At 41.5% G+C, this 21980-nt stretch carries 9 protein-coding genes, 9 tRNA genes and 6 rRNA genes; all 24 read right to left on the bottom strand.

The window, feature by feature from the left end; genetic code table 11:
* Positions 1-52: 52 nt before the first annotated feature.
* Positions 53-2975, bottom strand: a 23S ribosomal RNA gene (locus SSP_RS11195).
* A 284-nt stretch (positions 2976-3259) separates the two neighbouring features.
* Positions 3260-4812, bottom strand: a 16S ribosomal RNA gene (locus SSP_RS11200).
* A 245-nt stretch (positions 4813-5057) separates the two neighbouring features.
* A 5S ribosomal RNA gene (gene rrf / locus SSP_RS11205) occupies positions 5058-5172 on the bottom strand.
* A gap of 78 nt (positions 5173-5250) precedes the next feature.
* Positions 5251-8173, bottom strand: a 23S ribosomal RNA gene (locus tag SSP_RS11210).
* Positions 8174-8361: 188 nt separating this feature from the next.
* Positions 8362-8438 (bottom strand) — tRNA-Ile (locus SSP_RS11215).
* 99 nt (positions 8439-8537) lie between these two features.
* Positions 8538-10090: ribosomal RNA gene (locus tag SSP_RS11220) — 16S ribosomal RNA — on the bottom strand.
* Between the two features lie 150 nt (positions 10091-10240).
* Positions 10241-10316 (bottom strand) — tRNA-Ala (locus SSP_RS11225).
* Between the two features lie 19 nt (positions 10317-10335).
* A tRNA-Pro gene (locus SSP_RS11230) sits at positions 10336-10409 on the bottom strand.
* Between the two features lie 27 nt (positions 10410-10436).
* Positions 10437-10513, bottom strand: a tRNA-Arg gene (locus SSP_RS11235).
* A 13-nt stretch (positions 10514-10526) separates the two neighbouring features.
* Positions 10527-10615 (bottom strand) — tRNA-Leu (locus SSP_RS11240).
* A gap of 8 nt (positions 10616-10623) precedes the next feature.
* Positions 10624-10698: transfer RNA gene (locus tag SSP_RS11245), tRNA-Gly, on the bottom strand.
* Between the two features lie 14 nt (positions 10699-10712).
* A tRNA-Lys gene (locus SSP_RS11250) sits at positions 10713-10785 on the bottom strand.
* Positions 10786-10791: 6 nt separating this feature from the next.
* A tRNA-Thr gene (locus SSP_RS11255) sits at positions 10792-10867 on the bottom strand.
* A gap of 13 nt (positions 10868-10880) precedes the next feature.
* Positions 10881-10956 (bottom strand) — tRNA-Val (locus tag SSP_RS11260).
* Positions 10957-10980: 24 nt separating this feature from the next.
* A 5S ribosomal RNA gene (gene rrf / locus SSP_RS11265) occupies positions 10981-11095 on the bottom strand.
* The 16S, 23S and 5S rRNA genes sit together here with 9 tRNA genes alongside, the layout of an rRNA operon.
* 488 nt (positions 11096-11583) lie before the next feature.
* On the bottom strand, positions 11584-13071 hold the full coding sequence (gene lysS, locus SSP_RS11270; RefSeq protein WP_011303859.1) for a lysine--tRNA ligase: 1488 nt from the start codon (positions 13069-13071) through the stop codon (positions 11584-11586).
* Between the two features lie 522 nt (positions 13072-13593).
* Positions 13594-14073 carry a 2-amino-4-hydroxy-6-hydroxymethyldihydropteridine diphosphokinase gene (gene folK, locus SSP_RS11275; protein WP_011303860.1) on the bottom strand — a complete coding sequence of 160 codons (480 nt, stop codon included), beginning with the start codon at positions 14071-14073 and terminating at the stop codon, positions 13594-13596.
* Positions 14070-14438 carry a dihydroneopterin aldolase gene (folB, locus tag SSP_RS11280; protein ID WP_011303861.1) on the bottom strand — a complete coding sequence of 123 codons (369 nt, stop codon included), beginning with the start codon at positions 14436-14438 and terminating at the stop codon, positions 14070-14072. Before folB ends, folK begins: the two co-directional genes overlap by 4 nt.
* Positions 14416-15219, bottom strand: coding sequence for a dihydropteroate synthase (gene folP, locus SSP_RS11285; protein WP_011303862.1), 804 nt, complete (start codon positions 15217-15219; stop codon positions 14416-14418). The genes folB and folP overlap by 23 nt, the downstream gene beginning before the upstream one ends.
* 221 nt (positions 15220-15440) lie before the next feature.
* Positions 15441-16373, bottom strand: a complete 933-nt coding sequence (cysK, locus tag SSP_RS11290; RefSeq protein ID WP_002484190.1) for a cysteine synthase A — start codon at positions 16371-16373, stop codon at positions 15441-15443.
* Positions 16374-16528: 155 nt separating this feature from the next.
* Positions 16529-17410, bottom strand: coding sequence for an Hsp33 family molecular chaperone HslO (gene hslO / locus SSP_RS11295; protein ID WP_002484191.1), 882 nt, complete (start codon positions 17408-17410; stop codon positions 16529-16531).
* Between the two features lie 206 nt (positions 17411-17616).
* Complete coding sequence (gene ftsH, locus SSP_RS11300; RefSeq protein WP_011303863.1) at positions 17617-19707, bottom strand: ATP-dependent zinc metalloprotease FtsH; 2091 nt, start codon at positions 19705-19707, stop codon at positions 17617-17619.
* 294 nt (positions 19708-20001) lie between these two features.
* Entirely contained in the window at positions 20002-20541 is a 540-nt protein-coding gene (hpt, locus tag SSP_RS11305) for a hypoxanthine phosphoribosyltransferase (RefSeq protein WP_011303864.1), read from the bottom strand.
* Between the two features lie 4 nt (positions 20542-20545).
* A complete protein-coding gene (tilS, locus tag SSP_RS11310; RefSeq protein ID WP_011303865.1) occupies positions 20546-21841 on the bottom strand; it encodes a tRNA lysidine(34) synthetase TilS in 1296 nt (431 codons plus the stop codon).
* Between the last annotated feature and the right edge of the window lie 139 nt (positions 21842-21980).

Genomic DNA, 21980 nt, shown 5'->3' on the forward strand with positions numbered 1-21980 from the left:
CAAAACTAGATAGTAAGTAAAATATGATTCAACCAAACAAAACATTTAAAATTTGATTAAGTCTTCGATCGATTAGTATTCGTCAGCTGCACATATCGCTATGCTTCCACCTCGAACCTATTAACCTCATCATCTTTGAGGGATCTTATAACCGAAGTTGGGAAATCTCATCTTGAGGGGGGCTTCATGCTTAGATGCTTTCAGCACTTATCCCGTCCATACATAGCTACCCAGCGATGCCGTTGGCACGACAACTGGTACACCAGAGGTATGTCTATCCCGGTCCTCTCGTACTAAGGACAGCTCCTCTCAAATTTCCTACGCCCACGACGGATAGGGACCGAACTGTCTCACGACGTTCTGAACCCAGCTCGCGTACCGCTTTAATGGGCGAACAGCCCAACCCTTGGGACCGACTACAGCCCCAGGATGCGATGAGCCGACATCGAGGTGCCAAACCTCCCCGTCGATGTGAACTCTTGGGGGAGATAAGCCTGTTATCCCCGGGGTAGCTTTTATCCGTTGAGCGATGGCCCTTCCATGCGGAACCACCGGATCACTAAGTCCGTCTTTCGACCCTGCTCGACTTGTAAGTCTCGCAGTCAAGCTTCCTTATGCCTTTACACTCTATGAATGATTTCCAACCATTCTGAGGAAACCTTTGAGCGCCTCCGTTACTCTTTAGGAGGCGACCGCCCCAGTCAAACTGCCCATCTGACACTGTCTCCCACCATGATAAATGGTGCGGGTTAGAAATCCAACACAGCGAGGGTAGTATCCCACCAACGCCTCCACGTAAGCTAGCGCTCACGTATCTCAGGCTCCTACCTATCCTGTACAAGCTGTGCCGAATTTCAATATCAGACTACAGTAAAGCTCCACGGGGTCTTTCCGTCCTGTCGCGGGTAACCTGCATCTTCACAGGTACTATGATTTCACCGAGTCTCTCGTTGAGACAGTGCCCAAATCGTTACGCCTTTCGTGCGGGTCGGAACTTACCCGACAAGGAATTTCGCTACCTTAGGACCGTTATAGTTACGGCCGCCGTTTACTGGGGCTTCGATTCGTAGCTTCGCAGAAGCTAACCACTCCTCTTAACCTTCCAGCACCGGGCAGGCGTCAGCCCCTATACATCACCTTACGGTTTAGCAGAGACCTGTGTTTTTGATAAACAGTCGCTTGGGCCTATTCACTGCGGCTCTCCTGGGCGTTAACCCTAAAGAGCACCCCTTCTCCCGAAGTTACGGGGTCATTTTGCCGAGTTCCTTAACGAGAGTTCGCTCGCTCACCTTAGAATTCTCATCTTGACTACCTGTGTCGGTTTGCGGTACGGGCACCACAATTCTAGCTAGAGGCTTTTCTTGGCAGTGTGAAATCAACGACTCGAGGAAACAATTTCCTCTCCCCATCACAGCTCAATCTTAAGAGTGCCGGATTTGCCTAACACTCAATCTCACTGCTTGGACGTACAATCCAATCGTACGCTTCGCCTATCCTACTGCGTCCCCCCATCGCTTAAAACGAATAATGGTGGTACAGGAATATCAACCTGTTATCCATCGCCTACGCCTATCGGCCTCAGCTTAGGACCCGACTAACCCAGAGCGGACGAGCCTTCCTCTGGAAACCTTAGTCAATCGGTGGACGGGATTCTCACCCGTCTTTCGCTACTCACACCGGCATTCTCACTTCTAAGCGCTCCACATGTCCTTGCGATCATGCTTCAACGCCCTTAGAACGCTCTCCTACCATTGTCCTTACGGACAATCCACAGCTTCGGTAATATGTTTAGCCCCGGTACATTTTCGGCGCAGTGTCACTCGACTAGTGAGCTATTACGCACTCTTTAAATGATGGCTGCTTCTAAGCCAACATCCTAGTTGTCTGGGCAACGCCACATCCTTTTCCACTTAACATATATTTTGGGACCTTAGCTGGTGGTCTGGGCTGTTTCCCTTTCGAACACGGACCTTATCACCCGCGTTCTGACTCCCAAGTTAAATTGATTGGCATTCGGAGTTTGTCTGAATTCGGTAACCCGATAAGGGCCCCTCGTCCAAACAGTGCTCTACCTCCAATAATCATCACTTGAGGCTAGCCCTAAAGCTATTTCGGAGAGAACCAGCTATCTCCAGGTTCGATTGGAATTTCTCCGCTACCCACAACTCATCCGCTCACTTTTCAACGTAAGTCGGTTCGGTCCTCCATTCAGTGTTACCTGAACTTCAACCTGGTCATGGGTAGATCACCTGGTTTCGGGTCTACGACCAAATACTCAACGCCCTATTCAGACTCGCTTTCGCTACGGCTCCACATTCACTGCTTAACCTTGCATCAAATCGTAACTCGCCGGTTCATTCTACAAAAGGCACGCCATCACCCATTAACGGGCTCTGACTACTTGTAAGCACACGGTTTCAAGTTCTATTTCACTCCCCTTCCGGGGTACTTTTCACCTTTCCCTCACGGTACTGGTTCACTATCGGTCACTAGAGAGTATTTAGCCTTGGGAGATGGTCCTCCCAGATTCCGACGGAATTTCTCGTGTTCCGTCGTACTCAGGATCCACTCAAGAGTGAACAAACTTTCGACTACAGGATTATTACCTTCTTTGATTCATCTTTCCAGATGATTCGTCTAGTCTGTTCTTTTGTAACTCCGTATAGAGTGTCCTACAACCCCAACAAGCAAGCTCGTTGGTTTGGGCTCTTCCCGTTTCGCTCGCCGCTACTCAGGGAATCGATTTTTCTTTCTCTTCCTGCGGGTACTAAGATGTTTCAGTTCTCCGCGTCTGCCTTCAGATATGCTATGTATTCACATATCGATAACACGACATAACTCGTGCTGGGTTTCCCCATTAGGAAATCTCTGGATCAAAGCTTACTTACAGCTCCCCAAAGCATATCGTCGTTAGTAACGTCCTTCGTCGGCTTCTAGTGCCAAGGCATCCACCGTGCGCCCTTAATAACTTAATCTTTTTTGACTTTCAACACGAACAAGTCGGTTGAAAACCCAAAATGTTATTAATCTGTGAGTGTTCTTTCGAACACTAGCGATTATTTCTTTTTGAATTCAAAGCTTGTTAAAAAACTCTAATTCACTCGGTTTTGCTTGGTAAAATCATAAATTTTACTTACTTATCTAGTTTTCAATGTACAAAATAATGCAATGAATACTCCAATGAGCATTCAAAACTGAATACAATATGTCAATGTTATTCCTGCATCTTCGTAAGAAGATGTTCCGAATATATCCTTAGAAAGGAGGTGATCCAGCCGCACCTTCCGATACGGCTACCTTGTTACGACTTCACCCCAATCATTTGTCCCACCTTCGACGGCTAGCTCCATAAATGGTTACTCCACCGGCTTCGGGTGTTACAAACTCTCGTGGTGTGACGGGCGGTGTGTACAAGACCCGGGAACGTATTCACCGTAGCATGCTGATCTACGATTACTAGCGATTCCAGCTTCATGTAGTCGAGTTGCAGACTACAATCCGAACTGAGAACAACTTTATGGGATTTGCATGACCTCGCGGTTTAGCTGCCCTTTGTATTGTCCATTGTAGCACGTGTGTAGCCCAAATCATAAGGGGCATGATGATTTGACGTCATCCCCACCTTCCTCCGGTTTGTCACCGGCAGTCAACCTAGAGTGCCCAACTTAATGATGGCAACTAAGCTTAAGGGTTGCGCTCGTTGCGGGACTTAACCCAACATCTCACGACACGAGCTGACGACAACCATGCACCACCTGTCACTTTGTCCCCCGAAGGGGAAGGCTCTATCTCTAGAGTTTTCAAAGGATGTCAAGATTTGGTAAGGTTCTTCGCGTTGCTTCGAATTAAACCACATGCTCCACCGCTTGTGCGGGTCCCCGTCAATTCCTTTGAGTTTCAACCTTGCGGTCGTACTCCCCAGGCGGAGTGCTTAATGCGTTAGCTGCAGCACTAAGGGGCGGAAACCCCCTAACACTTAGCACTCATCGTTTACGGCGTGGACTACCAGGGTATCTAATCCTGTTTGATCCCCACGCTTTCGCACATCAGCGTCAGTTACAGACCAGAAAGTCGCCTTCGCCACTGGTGTTCCTCCATATCTCTGCGCATTTCACCGCTACACATGGAATTCCACTTTCCTCTTCTGCACTCAAGTTTCCCAGTTTCCAATGACCCTCCACGGTTGAGCCGTGGGCTTTCACATCAGACTTAAGAAACCGCCTACGCGCGCTTTACGCCCAATAATTCCGGATAACGCTTGCCACCTACGTATTACCGCGGCTGCTGGCACGTAGTTAGCCGTGGCTTTCTGATTAGGTACCGTCAAGACGTGCACAGTTACTTACACGTTTGTTCTTCCCTAATAACAGAGTTTTACGAGCCGAAACCCTTCATCACTCACGCGGCGTTGCTCCGTCAGGCTTTCGCCCATTGCGGAAGATTCCCTACTGCTGCCTCCCGTAGGAGTCTGGACCGTGTCTCAGTTCCAGTGTGGCCGATCACCCTCTCAGGTCGGCTACGTATCGTCGCCTTGGTAAGCCGTTACCTTACCAACTAGCTAATACGGCGCGGGTCCATCTATAAGTGATAGCAAAACCATCTTTCACTTTAGAACCATGCGGTTCCAAATGTTATCCGGTATTAGCTCCGGTTTCCCGAAGTTATCCCAGTCTTATAGGTAGGTTACCCACGTGTTACTCACCCGTCCGCCGCTAACGTCAAAGGAGCAAGCTCCTTATCTGTTCGCTCGACTTGCATGTATTAGGCACGCCGCCAGCGTTCATCCTGAGCCAGGATCAAACTCTCCATAAATGAATTATGATGTTTGATTAGCTCATAAAATACTAATTTGTGTTATCTCTAACACTTGTTTTGAACCAACAATTTAATGTTGCGTTCGGAATTAACGTTGACATATTGCAATTCAGTTTTCAATGTTCATTTCTTCAATCACAAGAAACAATTTTACTTGTTTTGACTTATAAAGTCAAGAACTTTTTCAAATTTATTTTGTTAAAACTTCCATAAAAAAACGACCCAAAGGTCAAAATGGAATTGCCTGGCAACGTCCTACTCTTGCGGAACGTAAGTCCGACTACCATCGGCGCTAAGGAGCTTAACTTCTGTGTTCGGCATGGGAACAGGTGTGACCTCCTTGCCATTGTCACCAGACAATGAAATGTATGAAATTATACATTCAAAACTAGATAGTAAGTAAAATATGATTCAACCAAACAAAACATTTAAAATTTGATTAAGTCTTCGATCGATTAGTATTCGTCAGCTGCACATATCGCTATGCTTCCACCTCGAACCTATTAACCTCATCATCTTTGAGGGATCTTATAACCGAAGTTGGGAAATCTCATCTTGAGGGGGGCTTCATGCTTAGATGCTTTCAGCACTTATCCCGTCCATACATAGCTACCCAGCGATGCCGTTGGCACGACAACTGGTACACCAGAGGTATGTCCATCCCGGTCCTCTCGTACTAAGGACAGCTCCTCTCAAATTTCCTACGCCCACGACGGATAGGGACCGAACTGTCTCACGACGTTCTGAACCCAGCTCGCGTACCGCTTTAATGGGCGAACAGCCCAACCCTTGGGACCGACTACAGCCCCAGGATGCGATGAGCCGACATCGAGGTGCCAAACCTCCCCGTCGATGTGAACTCTTGGGGGAGATAAGCCTGTTATCCCCGGGGTAGCTTTTATCCGTTGAGCGATGGCCCTTCCATGCGGAACCACCGGATCACTAAGTCCGTCTTTCGACCCTGCTCGACTTGTAAGTCTCGCAGTCAAGCTTCCTTATGCCTTTACACTCTATGAATGATTTCCAACCATTCTGAGGAAACCTTTGAGCGCCTCCGTTACTCTTTAGGAGGCGACCGCCCCAGTCAAACTGCCCATCTGACACTGTCTCCCACCATGATAAATGGTGCGGGTTAGAAATCCAACACAGCGAGGGTAGTATCCCACCAACGCCTCCACGTAAGCTAGCGCTCACGTATCTCAGGCTCCTACCTATCCTGTACAAGCTGTGCCGAATTTCAATATCAGACTACAGTAAAGCTCCACGGGGTCTTTCCGTCCTGTCGCGGGTAACCTGCATCTTCACAGGTACTATGATTTCACCGAGTCTCTCGTTGAGACAGTGCCCAAATCGTTACGCCTTTCGTGCGGGTCGGAACTTACCCGACAAGGAATTTCGCTACCTTAGGACCGTTATAGTTACGGCCGCCGTTTACTGGGGCTTCGATTCGTAGCTTCGCAGAAGCTAACCACTCCTCTTAACCTTCCAGCACCGGGCAGGCGTCAGCCCCTATACATCACCTTACGGTTTAGCAGAGACCTGTGTTTTTGATAAACAGTCGCTTGGGCCTATTCACTGCGGCTCTCCTGGGCGTTAACCCTAAAGAGCACCCCTTCTCCCGAAGTTACGGGGTCATTTTGCCGAGTTCCTTAACGAGAGTTCGCTCGCTCACCTTAGAATTCTCATCTTGACTACCTGTGTCGGTTTGCGGTACGGGCACCACAATTCTAGCTAGAGGCTTTTCTTGGCAGTGTGAAATCAACGACTCGAGGAAACAATTTCCTCTCCCCATCACAGCTCAATCTTAAGAGTGCCGGATTTGCCTAACACTCAATCTCACTGCTTGGACGTACAATCCAATCGTACGCTTCGCCTATCCTACTGCGTCCCCCCATCGCTTAAAACGAATAATGGTGGTACAGGAATATCAACCTGTTATCCATCGCCTACGCCTATCGGCCTCAGCTTAGGACCCGACTAACCCAGAGCGGACGAGCCTTCCTCTGGAAACCTTAGTCAATCGGTGGACGGGATTCTCACCCGTCTTTCGCTACTCACACCGGCATTCTCACTTCTAAGCGCTCCACATGTCCTTGCGATCATGCTTCAACGCCCTTAGAACGCTCTCCTACCATTGTCCTTACGGACAATCCACAGCTTCGGTAATATGTTTAGCCCCGGTACATTTTCGGCGCAGTGTCACTCGACTAGTGAGCTATTACGCACTCTTTAAATGATGGCTGCTTCTAAGCCAACATCCTAGTTGTCTGGGCAACGCCACATCCTTTTCCACTTAACATATATTTTGGGACCTTAGCTGGTGGTCTGGGCTGTTTCCCTTTCGAACACGGACCTTATCACCCGCGTTCTGACTCCCAAGTTAAATTGATTGGCATTCGGAGTTTGTCTGAATTCGGTAACCCGATAAGGGCCCCTCGTCCAAACAGTGCTCTACCTCCAATAATCATCACTTGAGGCTAGCCCTAAAGCTATTTCGGAGAGAACCAGCTATCTCCAGGTTCGATTGGAATTTCTCCGCTACCCACAACTCATCCGCTCACTTTTCAACGTAAGTCGGTTCGGTCCTCCATTCAGTGTTACCTGAACTTCAACCTGGTCATGGGTAGATCACCTGGTTTCGGGTCTACGACCAAATACTCAACGCCCTATTCAGACTCGCTTTCGCTACGGCTCCACATTCACTGCTTAACCTTGCATCAAATCGTAACTCGCCGGTTCATTCTACAAAAGGCACGCCATCACCCATTAACGGGCTCTGACTACTTGTAAGCACACGGTTTCAAGTTCTATTTCACTCCCCTTCCGGGGTACTTTTCACCTTTCCCTCACGGTACTGGTTCACTATCGGTCACTAGAGAGTATTTAGCCTTGGGAGATGGTCCTCCCAGATTCCGACGGAATTTCTCGTGTTCCGTCGTACTCAGGATCCACTCAAGAGTGAACAAACTTTCGACTACAGGATTATTACCTTCTTTGATTCATCTTTCCAGATGATTCGTCTAGTCTGTTCTTTTGTAACTCCGTATAGAGTGTCCTACAACCCCAACAAGCAAGCTCGTTGGTTTGGGCTCTTCCCGTTTCGCTCGCCGCTACTCAGGGAATCGATTTTTCTTTCTCTTCCTGCGGGTACTAAGATGTTTCAGTTCTCCGCGTCTGCCTTCAGATATGCTATGTATTCACATATCGATAACACGACATAACTCGTGCTGGGTTTCCCCATTAGGAAATCTCTGGATCAAAGCTTACTTACAGCTCCCCAAAGCATATCGTCGTTAGTAACGTCCTTCGTCGGCTTCTAGTGCCAAGGCATCCACCGTGCGCCCTTAATAACTTAATCTTTTTTGACTTTCAACACGAACAAGTCGGTTGAAAACCCAAAATGTTATTAATCTGTGAGTGTTCTTTCGAACACTAGCGATTATTTCTTTTTGAATTCAAAGCTTGTTAAAAAACTCTAATTCACTCGGTTTTGCTTGGTAAAATCATAAATTTTACTTACTTATCTAGTTTTCAATGTACAAAAAATGGTGGGCCTAAGTGGACTCGAACCACCGACCTCACGCTTATCAGGCGTGCGCTCTAACCAGCTGAGCTATAGGCCCATTTATTTTTGAATACTCCAATGAGCATTCAAAACTGAATACAATATGTCAATGTTATTCCTGCATCTTCGTAAGAAGATGTTCCGAATATATCCTTAGAAAGGAGGTGATCCAGCCGCACCTTCCGATACGGCTACCTTGTTACGACTTCACCCCAATCATTTGTCCCACCTTCGACGGCTAGCTCCATAAATGGTTACTCCACCGGCTTCGGGTGTTACAAACTCTCGTGGTGTGACGGGCGGTGTGTACAAGACCCGGGAACGTATTCACCGTAGCATGCTGATCTACGATTACTAGCGATTCCAGCTTCATGTAGTCGAGTTGCAGACTACAATCCGAACTGAGAACAACTTTATGGGATTTGCATGACCTCGCGGTTTAGCTGCCCTTTGTATTGTCCATTGTAGCACGTGTGTAGCCCAAATCATAAGGGGCATGATGATTTGACGTCATCCCCACCTTCCTCCGGTTTGTCACCGGCAGTCAACCTAGAGTGCCCAACTTAATGATGGCAACTAAGCTTAAGGGTTGCGCTCGTTGCGGGACTTAACCCAACATCTCACGACACGAGCTGACGACAACCATGCACCACCTGTCACTTTGTCCCCCGAAGGGGAAGGCTCTATCTCTAGAGTTTTCAAAGGATGTCAAGATTTGGTAAGGTTCTTCGCGTTGCTTCGAATTAAACCACATGCTCCACCGCTTGTGCGGGTCCCCGTCAATTCCTTTGAGTTTCAACCTTGCGGTCGTACTCCCCAGGCGGAGTGCTTAATGCGTTAGCTGCAGCACTAAGGGGCGGAAACCCCCTAACACTTAGCACTCATCGTTTACGGCGTGGACTACCAGGGTATCTAATCCTGTTTGATCCCCACGCTTTCGCACATCAGCGTCAGTTACAGACCAGAAAGTCGCCTTCGCCACTGGTGTTCCTCCATATCTCTGCGCATTTCACCGCTACACATGGAATTCCACTTTCCTCTTCTGCACTCAAGTTTCCCAGTTTCCAATGACCCTCCACGGTTGAGCCGTGGGCTTTCACATCAGACTTAAGAAACCGCCTACGCGCGCTTTACGCCCAATAATTCCGGATAACGCTTGCCACCTACGTATTACCGCGGCTGCTGGCACGTAGTTAGCCGTGGCTTTCTGATTAGGTACCGTCAAGACGTGCACAGTTACTTACACGTTTGTTCTTCCCTAATAACAGAGTTTTACGAGCCGAAACCCTTCATCACTCACGCGGCGTTGCTCCGTCAGGCTTTCGCCCATTGCGGAAGATTCCCTACTGCTGCCTCCCGTAGGAGTCTGGACCGTGTCTCAGTTCCAGTGTGGCCGATCACCCTCTCAGGTCGGCTACGTATCGTCGCCTTGGTAAGCCGTTACCTTACCAACTAGCTAATACGGCGCGGGTCCATCTATAAGTGATAGCAAAACCATCTTTCACTTTAGAACCATGCGGTTCCAAATGTTATCCGGTATTAGCTCCGGTTTCCCGAAGTTATCCCAGTCTTATAGGTAGGTTACCCACGTGTTACTCACCCGTCCGCCGCTAACGTCAAAGGAGCAAGCTCCTTATCTGTTCGCTCGACTTGCATGTATTAGGCACGCCGCCAGCGTTCATCCTGAGCCAGGATCAAACTCTCCATAAATGAATTATGATGTTTGATTAGCTCATAAAATACTAATTTGTGTTATCTCTAACACTTGTTTTGAACCAACAATTTAATGTTGCGTTCGGAATTAACGTTGACATATTGCAATTCAGTTTTCAATGTTCATTTCTTCATTAATAATCAATATGGTGGAGACTAGCGGGATCGAACCGCTGACCTCCTGCGTGCAAAGCAGGCGCTCTCCCATCTGAGCTAAGCCCCCATACTATTTTCAAAAAGAGTCGGGAAGACAGGATTCGAACCTGCGACCCCTTGGTCCCAAACCAAGTGCTCTACCAAGCTGAGCTACTTCCCGTATATATAATTAACATGCATTTTAAAATGGTGCGCCCGACAGGGGTCGAACCTGTAACCTCTTGATTCGTAGTCAAGTACTCTATCCAGTTGAGCTACGGGCGCTATATTAAAATGATGGTGCCGAGGACCGGAATCGAACCGGTACGATAATCACTTATCGCAGGATTTTAAGTCCTGTGCGTCTGCCAGTTCCGCCACCCCGGCAAAAATAATGGAGCAGAAGACGGGATTCGAACCCGCGACCCCGACCTTGGCAAGGTCGTATTCTACCGCTGAACTACTTCTGCAAAATGAAACTGGATGAGCCATAGTGGGCTCGAACCACTGACCCTCTGATTAAAAGTCAGATGCTCTACCAACTGAGCTAATGGCTCATGAAATGGTGCCGGCCAGAGGACTTGAACCCCCAACCTACTGATTACAAGTCAGTTGCTCTACCAGTTGAGCTAGGCCGGCTATTCATTTGAAATGGTGGAGGATGACGGGTTCGAACCGCCGACCCTCTGCTTGTAAGGCAGATGCTCTCCCAGCTGAGCTAATCCTCCACATAAAATCAATTCGATTACTAAGCCTGGCAACGTCCTACTCTTGCGGAACGTAAGTCCGACTACCATCGGCGCTAAAGAGCTTAACTTCTGTGTTCGGCATGGGAACAGGTGTGACCTCTTTGCTATTGCCACCAGACAAAATAACTTACTTAATTAATGATACATTGTTTAACGATTATTTGCAATAGTCAATTTTACACTATCTTTAAATTTTCTTTACAAGATCTTCACTTGAATATTTGTTATGTAATAACTCGTTTTTGACGACTTTTATATATTACAACGTTTTAACATTTAAGTCAATAGCTTTTCAAACATTTACTTAAATTATTTTGTTGCATTTGTTAAGCCGTATCTCGTTTCTTTAACTCGACTTGAACTATCTTACCATATAGAAACTGACTTTTCCATCCTTTTTTCAGTTTATTTTTATATTTTTATAGCAGAATCTTACTTAAATGTATCTTATTACTTTAAAGAATTAAATTCATGTACTGATTTTCTTCTAAGTTATATTATATTCGCGATAAACACGCCTTGTAAATAGCATAAAAAAAGATCAATCTTCACACATCAATTACATGATGTATAAAGATTGATCCAGTTCTATTATATTTATCGCTATTATTTTTGTCTCATATAAGGGAACAGTAATACGTCTCTAATAGAGGCAGAATCTGTAAGTAACATAACCAATCTGTCAATTCCGATCCCTAATCCACCTGTAGGAGGCATACCATATTCTAACGCCTCGATAAAGTCTTCATCCATTTCATGTGCTTCATCGTTGCCTTGTTCTTTTTCTACTAATTGCGCTTCAAATCTTGCTCTTTGATCGATTGGATCATTTAATTCAGTAAATGCATTACCGTGTTCTCTTCCAACAATAAACAACTCAAAACGATCTGTAAATCTTGGATCTTCCGCATTTTTCTTAGCTAATGGAGAGATTTCAATTGGGTGACCATATACAAATGTTGGTTGAATGAGTGTTTCTTCAACTTTTTGTTCAAAGAACTCATTTAATATATGACCATATTTCATATTATCTGTAATTTCTATGCCGTGTTCTTTAGCAGCTATTTTCGCATCTTCGTCACTTTGAATGTTGAAGAAGTCGACACCTGTTTCTTCTTTAACGGCATCGGCCATATGGATTCGTTTCCATTTAGATTCTAAATCTATTGTTTCTTCTCCATACGTTACTTTCGCAGTACCTAATACTTTTTCAGATATATGTCTAATCATATTTTCTGTAATATCCATAATATCATGATAATCAGCGTAAGCTTCATATAATTCAATCATAGTAAATTCCGGATTATGTCTTGTAGACACACCTTCATTTCTAAATACACGACCTATTTCATAAACTTTTTCTAATCCACCAACAATTAAACGTTTCAAATGTAATTCAATCGCAATTCTCATATATAAAGTAGCGTCTAACGCATTATGATGTGTAACGAAAGGACGTGCAGCTGCTCCACCTGCGATTTGATGCATCATAGGTGTTTCTACTTCTAAAAATCCTTGTTGATTTAAATAGTTACGCATCTCTTGCAATATTTTACTACGTTTAATGAATGTTTGTGTACTATCTTGGTTAGTAATTAGGTCTAAATAACGCTGACGATAACGTTGTTCTATATCTTGTAAGCCATGGAACTTATCTGGGAGTGGACGTAAGGCTTTTGTTAATAAAGTGAATGACTGTGCTTTAACTGATAGTTCACCAGTGTTAGTTTTAAACATTACGCCTTCCACGCCTACTATATCTCCAAGATCTGCAGAATTCCAAATAGCAAATTGATCTTCACCTACTTGGTCTTTTCTTACATAAATCTGTATTTGACCACTTAAATCTTGAACGTGTGCAAAGCCCGCTTTACCTTTTCCGCGTTTCGTCATTAAACGTCCAGCAATACTTACATGACTTTCTTCTTCTTTTTCATGTAATTCTTCTTTGCTAAATTGATCCCAGTCTTCATGTAATGGGGTTGCCATTGAAGTACGATCAAATTTTTGACCAAATGGATCTATTCCTAAATCATATAGTTCTTGTAATTTTTGGCGACGGACCTGCATTTGGTCATTCATTTCTTCTGACATAACTTTCTCTCCTTTATGCTTCTTGTTCTACTTTCGCTTTCTATTGCTTGGACTTCTAATTGAAATATTTAAATAAAAATGATCATTTATTACCGAATTTCAACTTAACAAAACATTTTCTGCTTTGTTTATTCTTAGAAGTGAGTATCCTTAAGGATAGCTAAACACATTCATATTTACTTCTCACATTCCAACTTTCTCACTCTTCAATTCTACTAGACGATGCAAACGGAATAAAGTTATTTAAACTTTTTTCTGCATTTTATTGATTCACTTATAAATACTTAATTTCAAATAGATAATCGTGCAACTGACACGCGGCCGGTGATTAAATACTGGTAGTTACATATGCAGTTCTTCATAAAAAGCACTAAGTTATACACGGCAATGGGTGCATGCATATATTTTATATGCCTAAATCGCTCCACATGTACTCACACGACTGACAGTAACTCATTAAATTCAATCCATATAATGTACGTGCACATAGCCGCTTCAAAAATACGCATTTACGCACATTTATTAAAATTCATATTTTTTAACTGACTCATCTGGTATCACTAAATGCCCTATTTCCTTATTTGAATTAGGTTCAATGACATTCGTTGCAATGTCATTCAATGGAATAAGTACAAACGAACGTTCCAACATACGTGGATGTGGCACTATTAACTCAGGTTCATTAATAATTTGATCTCCATATAATAAGATATCAACATCTAAGGTTCTTGGCCCCCAACGTATATCTCTCACTCGATGTAGTTGTTGCTCAGTATCCAAACAGGCTTTCAATAATTCGTTAGGCTCCAATGTGGTTTGAACTTCAATACATTGATTCAAAAATTGCGGTTGATCTACATAACCTACTGGGTCCGTCTCATAAATCGGTGACTTCTGTGTAACTGTAATGCCCTCTTTATCATTTAAAATCGATATGGCCGCTTCAAGCTGAGTCAACCGCTCCCCAACATTACTTCCTAAACCTAAATATGCGTATGTCATGCGCGACTCTCCCTCACTATTTCTACACCTACACCATCATAATGACCTGGTATGGGTGGATTCTCTTTAGTGATTCTGACTTTCGTTTCCACTACACGATTATAGTGTGAATTTATACGTTTTGCAATACGTTCCGCTAGATGCTCCAATAAATTTACCGGCTCACCTTCCATAATTGCTTTAACATCTTCAAATACTTCACCATAGTGTACCGTATCCTTAACATCATCTGACTGACCCGCTGTGCTCAAATCAACATTCATCGTAATATCAACGATAAATATTTGGCCAATTTCATTTTCAGCTGGTAGCGCACCATGATAACTATAAAATCTCATACCATTAAGAAATATTGTGTCGCTCATTATCATTCTCCTTTAAATAATCCATGCTTTGTCCTAAACGAACATTCAGCGCGACATTATGAACTCTAACCGCTTTTACGCCTTCCATTATACCATAGGCTGTAGTAGCAGCTGTTGCTTCATCTCGTTCAACAGGTGTGGTCTCTTGCTCAATCATTTCTTTAATAAATCTTTTTCTACTTGTTGCCAATAGTACTGGGTAACCTGTAGCTACAAGTTCGTCTAATCGTGCCATGACTTCTTTTTCTTCTTCTCTAGTTTTTGCAAACCCAATACCTGGATCGAGCCAAACTTTATGTTGAGGAATGCCAGCCATTTCAGCTTTATTTGCTTGTTTAAGCAAGTACACTAACATTTCATCAACAACTGGTTCTGATCTTTGACCATCGCCATTGTGCATTAACACAATTTCTCCCTCGTATTTTGCAACAATATCAAATATACGTGCATCATTTAGTCCAGCCCATTGATCATTTATCATCGTTGCACCTAATTTCATCGCTGCTTCTGCTACTTCACTTCTATATGTATCGATTGATAGTTGAACGTCTAAGTGACTCAATGCCTTCACTACCGGTAATACACGGTCCAATTCCTCTTCTACAGTAATTTCTTCGAATCCTGGTCTTGTAGATATACCACCAACATCTATAATATCCACACCCTCTTCTACCATTTCCTCTGCCCTTTTCACTGCACGATCGACTGTATTATATTTACCGCCGTCTGAAAATGAATCCGGTGTAACGTTTAATATGCCCATAATTTTTGTATGTGTCATAATCATTTTGCTTCCTTTCACTTATAAAATGATTTTATCTTTAAGTTGTTATCTTATTTCTATAATAACGTTATTTGCTATATTTTTCAGTAATCAGCGCTTAATCCATACATATACCAACCTAAAATTTAACATTATCCTTGAACATATTAAAAGGCACTGCAAAACAAAAAGCCGGTGCACATTTATATGTGCCCGGCTCAATTTCACATTATATTGGATTAGTCATCAAATGCGAATAAAGGAGTAGAAAGGTAACGTTCACCATTACTTGGTAATACAGTCACTACTGTTTTACCTTTTCCTAATTGTTTCGCTTTTTCAATAGCCGCATAAATAGCAGCACCTGAAGAAATACCACATAAGATACCTTCTTCTTTAGCAACTTTACGCGCCATGTCCATTGCAGTTTCATTACCTACTTGAACTACTTCGTCATAGATATTTTCATCTAAAGTGTCTGGAATAAATCCTGCACCTAAACCTTGTAGTTTATGTGGACCAGGTTCGCCACCACTTAATACAGGTGAATCTTCTGGTTCAATCGCAACTAAGTTAATGTCTGGGTAGTTTTCTTTCAATACTTTACCAGCACCACTTAATGTACCACCAGTACCAACACCAGCTAAGAACGAATCAATTGTTTTACCTTCAAATTGCTGAACTAATTCTGGACCTGTTGTTAATTCGTGAACACGAGGATTAGCAGGGTTCTCAAATTGTTGAGGTTCATAATAACCATGTTCTTCTTTTAATTCTTTTGCTTTTTTAATCGCGCCTTTCATAGCTTCTGAACCAGGCGTTAATACTAATTCTGCGCCATATGCTTTTAATAAATTACGACGCTCTTGACTCATTGTTTCAGGCATAGTGAAAACGGCTTTATAACCTTTAGCAGCACAAACAAATGCTAAACCAATACCAGTGTTACCACTTGTTGGTTCAACAATCGTATCACCTGGTTTGATTTTGCCTGCTTTTTCAGCTTCTTCAATCATCGCTAATGCAATACGATCTTTTACAGAACCACCTGGATTTTGATATTCAAGTTTAACATATACGTCTGCAATGTCTTCGTCTACTACCTTATTTAATTTAACTACTGGTGTGTTACCAATTACCTCTACAATGTTATCTACTGGTTTATTTGTCATAAGTATTGCTCCTTTTCGTTAAAAAGTTTAAAACCTACTTTTTCAATCGGATATACATTCTATTTTATCAGATTTTTCTGTAAATACAACTGCAAAAACTTATTCTTCCAACTTTAACCTAACATACTTATCTGTCTAGTTTCATTCTAGCGGGTTTATTTAATATTATCTAATAATTGCTGTAACTCTTCTTCAGAAAATTGATATTTATTTCTGCAGAAATGACATTCCGCCTCAGCACCATGATCCTCATTTATCATATTTTGAATTTCAGCTTCTCCCAAACCTTTAATCGCATTTAAAAATTTGTCATGTCCACAATTACATTCAAAGTGTGCTGGAACATTTTCTAATATTTGTACATTTTCTTCACCTAATATTTCAAAAAGTAATTCTTCAGGTGTTAAACCCTGATCAATGAGTTTAGAAACAGGTGTCATATGATTAATCGCATCTTCTAGTTTATTAATCGTTTCGTCTTCTGCGCCTGGCATAACTTGTATTAAAAATCCTCCAGAAGCTTTAATTGAATTATCTGGATTAACCAATACACCCAATCCTACTGATGAAGGAACTTGTTCACTTTTTGCAAAATAGTATGTGAAATCATCGCCGAGTTCACCTGAAACAAGTGGACTAGAACCAGAAAAATAATCTTTCAATCCTACATCTTTAACAACTGTTAATGAACCATTCGTTCCTACTGCACGGCTAACATCTAACTTGCCATGATCATTTAAAGGAAAATGGGTTTGTGGGTTTGTGACATAACCTCGTACATTTCCTTTAGCGTCTGCATCAGCAATAACTTTGCCAATTGGTCCTTGGCCATCTACTGTAACTGTTAACTTCTGATTTCCTTTTAGCATTGCGCCCATCATTAATGTCGCAGTCATTGTGCGCCCAAGTGCTGCAGAAGCAGTCGGCCAAGTATAATGTCTTGTTTGTGCTTCTTGCACACTCTCAGTTGTCAAGGCACTGTAAGCACGAATCTGTCCTCCAAAAGCTAAAGCTTTAACTATATAATCATTTGTCATTTTTAAAATTTCTCCTTTAATATTAACTGTGTTTATTATAAAACATTTCATTTTCATGTCTATTTTGGGTTACTTTTTAATAACGCAATTTATTTTAAGCTTTCGCACCAAAAATTGCGAAACATCTGTTTGCAATTATATGAACCATAAAAAAAACTTTTTTCTACTATTCGTATCATAGCAGAAAAAAGTTTAAAATTCAGTCTTTAGTTTCGACGACCAGGGTCGTTTGAATTACCTGGTCTGTCAATGTCAGGTGCTTGTTCATGGCCAGTTGGCTCTGAATTTTCACCGTCTTTTTCATTGTCACCAGATTCTTCATCTTCATGATCGTCTTTTTGATCATCGTCACTACGATTTAATTGTTCTTTACGCACATCTTCATATGATTTACCGTATTTACCATCTTCGAAGTCATTTTTGTCTTCTTCTACGACTTTAGCTCCGTCATAGTCAACTTCTGGCAACACACCATCATGGAATAATGATTGTATTTGTTCAGCAACTAATGTTTCTTCTGTTAGTAATGATTCAGCAATTAAGAGTAATTGTGATTTATGTTCTAACAGAATGTCTTTACAACGCTCATATTGTTCTTTAATAATGCGTTGTACTTCTTTATCAATTTCATAAGCAATTTGTCCAGAGTATTCAGGATCACCTTGCATATCTTTACCTAAGAACACTTGGCCATTGCTACTGCTTGAGAATTGAATAGGTCCAAGTTTCTTACTCATACCGTATTCTGTAACCATTTGACGCGCAATTTGCGTTGCACGTTCAAAGTCATTAGAAGCACCCGTAGAAACTTCATTAAAGTTGATATCTTCTGAAACACGTCCACCAAGTAAGCCACAAATTTTATCTAGCAACTCTGGTTCGGTCATTAAGAAGCGATCTTGTTTAGGTAACATCATTGCATAACCGCCCGCTTGTCCACGTGGAACAATCGTTACTTTATGAACAACTTCGGCTTCATCAAGCACCATACCAATAATTGTATGACCAGCTTCATGGTGGGCAACAATATTACGTTCTTTTTCTGAAATAACACGAGATTTTTTAGCTGGACCTGCAATAACACGGTCAGTAGCTTCTTCTATATCACGCATATCGATTTTTTTCTTACCTTCACGAACAGCAACTAAAGATGCTTCGTTAAGTAAGTTTTCTAAATCTGCACCAGAGAAGCCTGGTGTTCTTTGAGAAACTGCTTTTAAGTCTACTGTTTCATCAAGTGGCTTGTTCTTAGCGTGAACATGTAAAATCGCTTCACGTCCTTTAACATCTGGACGACCCACTTGAATTTGTCTATCAAAACGACCCGGACGTAATAATGCTGGGTCTAAAATATCAGGGCGGTTCGTAGCGGCAATCATAATGATACCTTCATTTTCGCCAAATCCGTCCATTTCAACTAGTAATTGGTTAAGCGTTTGTTCACGTTCATCGTGTCCGCCACCAACACCAGCGCCACGCTGACGACCCACTGCATCAATTTCATCGATGAAAATAATACATGGTGCATTTTTCTTAGCATTTTCAAATAAATCACGTACACGACTTGCACCGACACCAACAAACATCTCAACGAAGTCAGAACCACTAATTGAGAAGAATGGTGTGCCTGCTTCACCAGCAACCGCACGTGCAAGTAAAGTCTTACCTGTACCTGGAGGTCCTACTAATAAAACACCTTTTGGAATTCTTGATCCCATTTGTTTAAATTGTTTATTGTCTTTTAAGAAATCGACAATTTCAATCAATTCTTGTTTCTCTTCATCCGCGCCTGCTACATCAGAGAAGCGAACACGTTTCTTCTGGCTATCGTACATTTTAGCTTTGGACTTACCAAAGTTCATCATACGACCGCCACCGCCGCCGCCACCTTGAGCTTGGCTTAGGAAGAAAATAAATAATAATGCAATAATTAATACAGGAATTAGTGTAGTTAGAATACTTACAAATACACTTTGTTTTTCTTCTTCTTTAACTGTAAATTTCAATCCGTCTTGGTTTTGTGCTTTATCAGTTATTTTTTCTAATTCTTTATCGTTGTTATATAAAATTGTTGAAGAATATTCTTTATCATCTTTGGTTTTACCGCTTACCATATATACATTTTGTTCAGGCTGTATCTCAAGTGATTTTAAATCACCTTTATCTAGCTGTTTCACAAATTGGTTATATGTAAGTTGTTTTGGCATATTACCATTTCCATTTAAAAATGAAAATAAACCAAATATTATAACGCCAATAATTGCGATAACAAGCACATTACGAAAGGCTTTCTGCATGCGTCGTTTCCTCCTACTTCAATAATAAAACTAACAAAAATTGTAACACAATACATGAGTTTACGGCTAGTATTTCAACTTTTGTACTATGTTTACAATTTTCAATGCTCTATTTTAAATTTAAATTGTCCCTAGTGCACATAAGTTACAAAATTCAATATTTTATAATTTAAGTCACGTTCGTTTTATGTATGAAAAATACTTTTTAAAGCGAACACATAGACATACTGATTAATATATTTACGCTTAGACTTACATTATATAATAATTTTCAGTTTCATAAAATTGTATTGCTTACTTTGAATAAATTTCTGGTTTAAGTGTCCCTATATACGGTAAGTTACGATAGTGTTCAGCATAATCTAAACCGTATCCAACCACAAATTCATCCGGAATCTTTTTACCAACGTACTTAGCTTCAATATCAGCTTTACGACGATTTGGTTTATCAAGTAATGTTACAATTTCAAGTGAATTAACACGACGTGACTCCAATAACTCAGTGATTGATTTTAATGTTGTTCCAGTTTCTAAAATATCTTCAATAATTAACACATCTTTATTTTCAATTGACGAACTCAAATCTTTTAAAATTTGAACTTCTCCAGTAGATTCTGTGCCACCGTGATAACTTGAAACATCCATGAAATCAATAGCTAAATGCGTATCAATATATTTTATTAAGTCTGCCATAAACATGACCGAACCTTTTAATATGCCGATACATACAAGTGGTTTCCCATTATAAGCTCGTGTAATCTCTTCACCTAAATCTTTACAAATCTGATGAATATCTTCCTCTGATAATAATATTTCTTTTAAATCATCTCGCATGTTTTCATTCCTCTCCCATATATCGTATAAAAATTGATTGTTCGTATTTATTTTTTAAATATAATGTGCCAACAGCAATAATCTCATTTTGGGCATTAACCATGACTGGTAATTGATTGCGTTCGGATTGAACGATTTTATGATCAATAAGCAACCTACTTATTTTTTTATGTCCTTCCATACCATTCAACTCGAATTTATCTCCATCTCTTCGTGTACGAATAACTAACGGAAAGTCTCCAGCAGGAAAGTCATGTTTAACGTCAATTTGATAATGACTATAGTTGTATATACCGGGGTGAGTAATCTGAATCGGAAAATGTTTCACATCATAATTTGCCATTATTATAAATTTATCATAAGCGATATGAATTATCCATTTATCTGTCGTGTATAATGTGCATTGCGTCAAATTTCCTTCTAATTTTTGAAACCACTCATTATAAGTTTTTTCAGTTATTGAGCGAGTGATTTGAAGTTGTTCAAACAGGTTATCTAACACTGCCATCTTGACACTATGCCTTAAATTTAAAAATTGTGATCTTGCTATCGTATACTTCTGTGTTTTAACACTTTTAAGTATATCCTGTTTTATAAATGCGACGGCTTCGTTATTTATCACTTCAAGTTGTTCATCATGCCACTCTTTTAGTTTGATTAATTGATCTGTAGCAAGTTGTGCATTTTCATTTATTTCAGGCAAAATACGATTACGAATGTCATTTCTCACATAATGATTTTGTGTATTTGTTTCATCTTCATAATAAGGTACACGATGCATAACTTGATAATCACGAATTTCATTTTTTGTTGTCGATAATAATGGTTTACATATCTGATAAGATGCGCGTGTAGTTTGATAAGCCATACCTAAACTACTTCTTGTGGAACGTCCAGTCATTACTCGATAAAAAATAGTTTCTATCTGATCATCTTGATGATGGGCGGTCAGTAAGATATCTGCCTTTAATTCATACATCATCTCATCAAACCATTGGTAACGTGCTACTCTTGCGTCATTTTCAATACTATTCCCTTTTTCAATAACATCTGATAAATCTAAATGCCTAACGTAAAGCTCAACATGATGCGCTTTACAAAATTGTTTGAGAAAATATTCTTCTTCCTTCGCTATCGGCCGGATGTTGTGATTTACATGTAAGCAGGTTAATTTTGCGTATGAATCTTTCAATCTTGTGATTAACTCATGTAATAACACCATGCTATCAACACCTGTAGAAACCGCCAATACAATGTGCTTATCTTTCGTCCAACCCTCAGTATTAACGTTCAGCTTCATCTACCTCCACTCACTCTAAATCTTCCAACAATTAGCCTAATCACTTTGGAATCATCCCATATTACAATAAAAAGAGACTGTTTCCTCAAGTAAGAAAACAGTCTTAGATTGTTACGCTCAAACTTAATATTGGAATCAT

It is taken from the genome of Staphylococcus saprophyticus subsp. saprophyticus ATCC 15305 = NCTC 7292, assembly GCF_000010125.1.
Classification (GTDB): domain Bacteria; phylum Bacillota; class Bacilli; order Staphylococcales; family Staphylococcaceae; genus Staphylococcus; species Staphylococcus saprophyticus.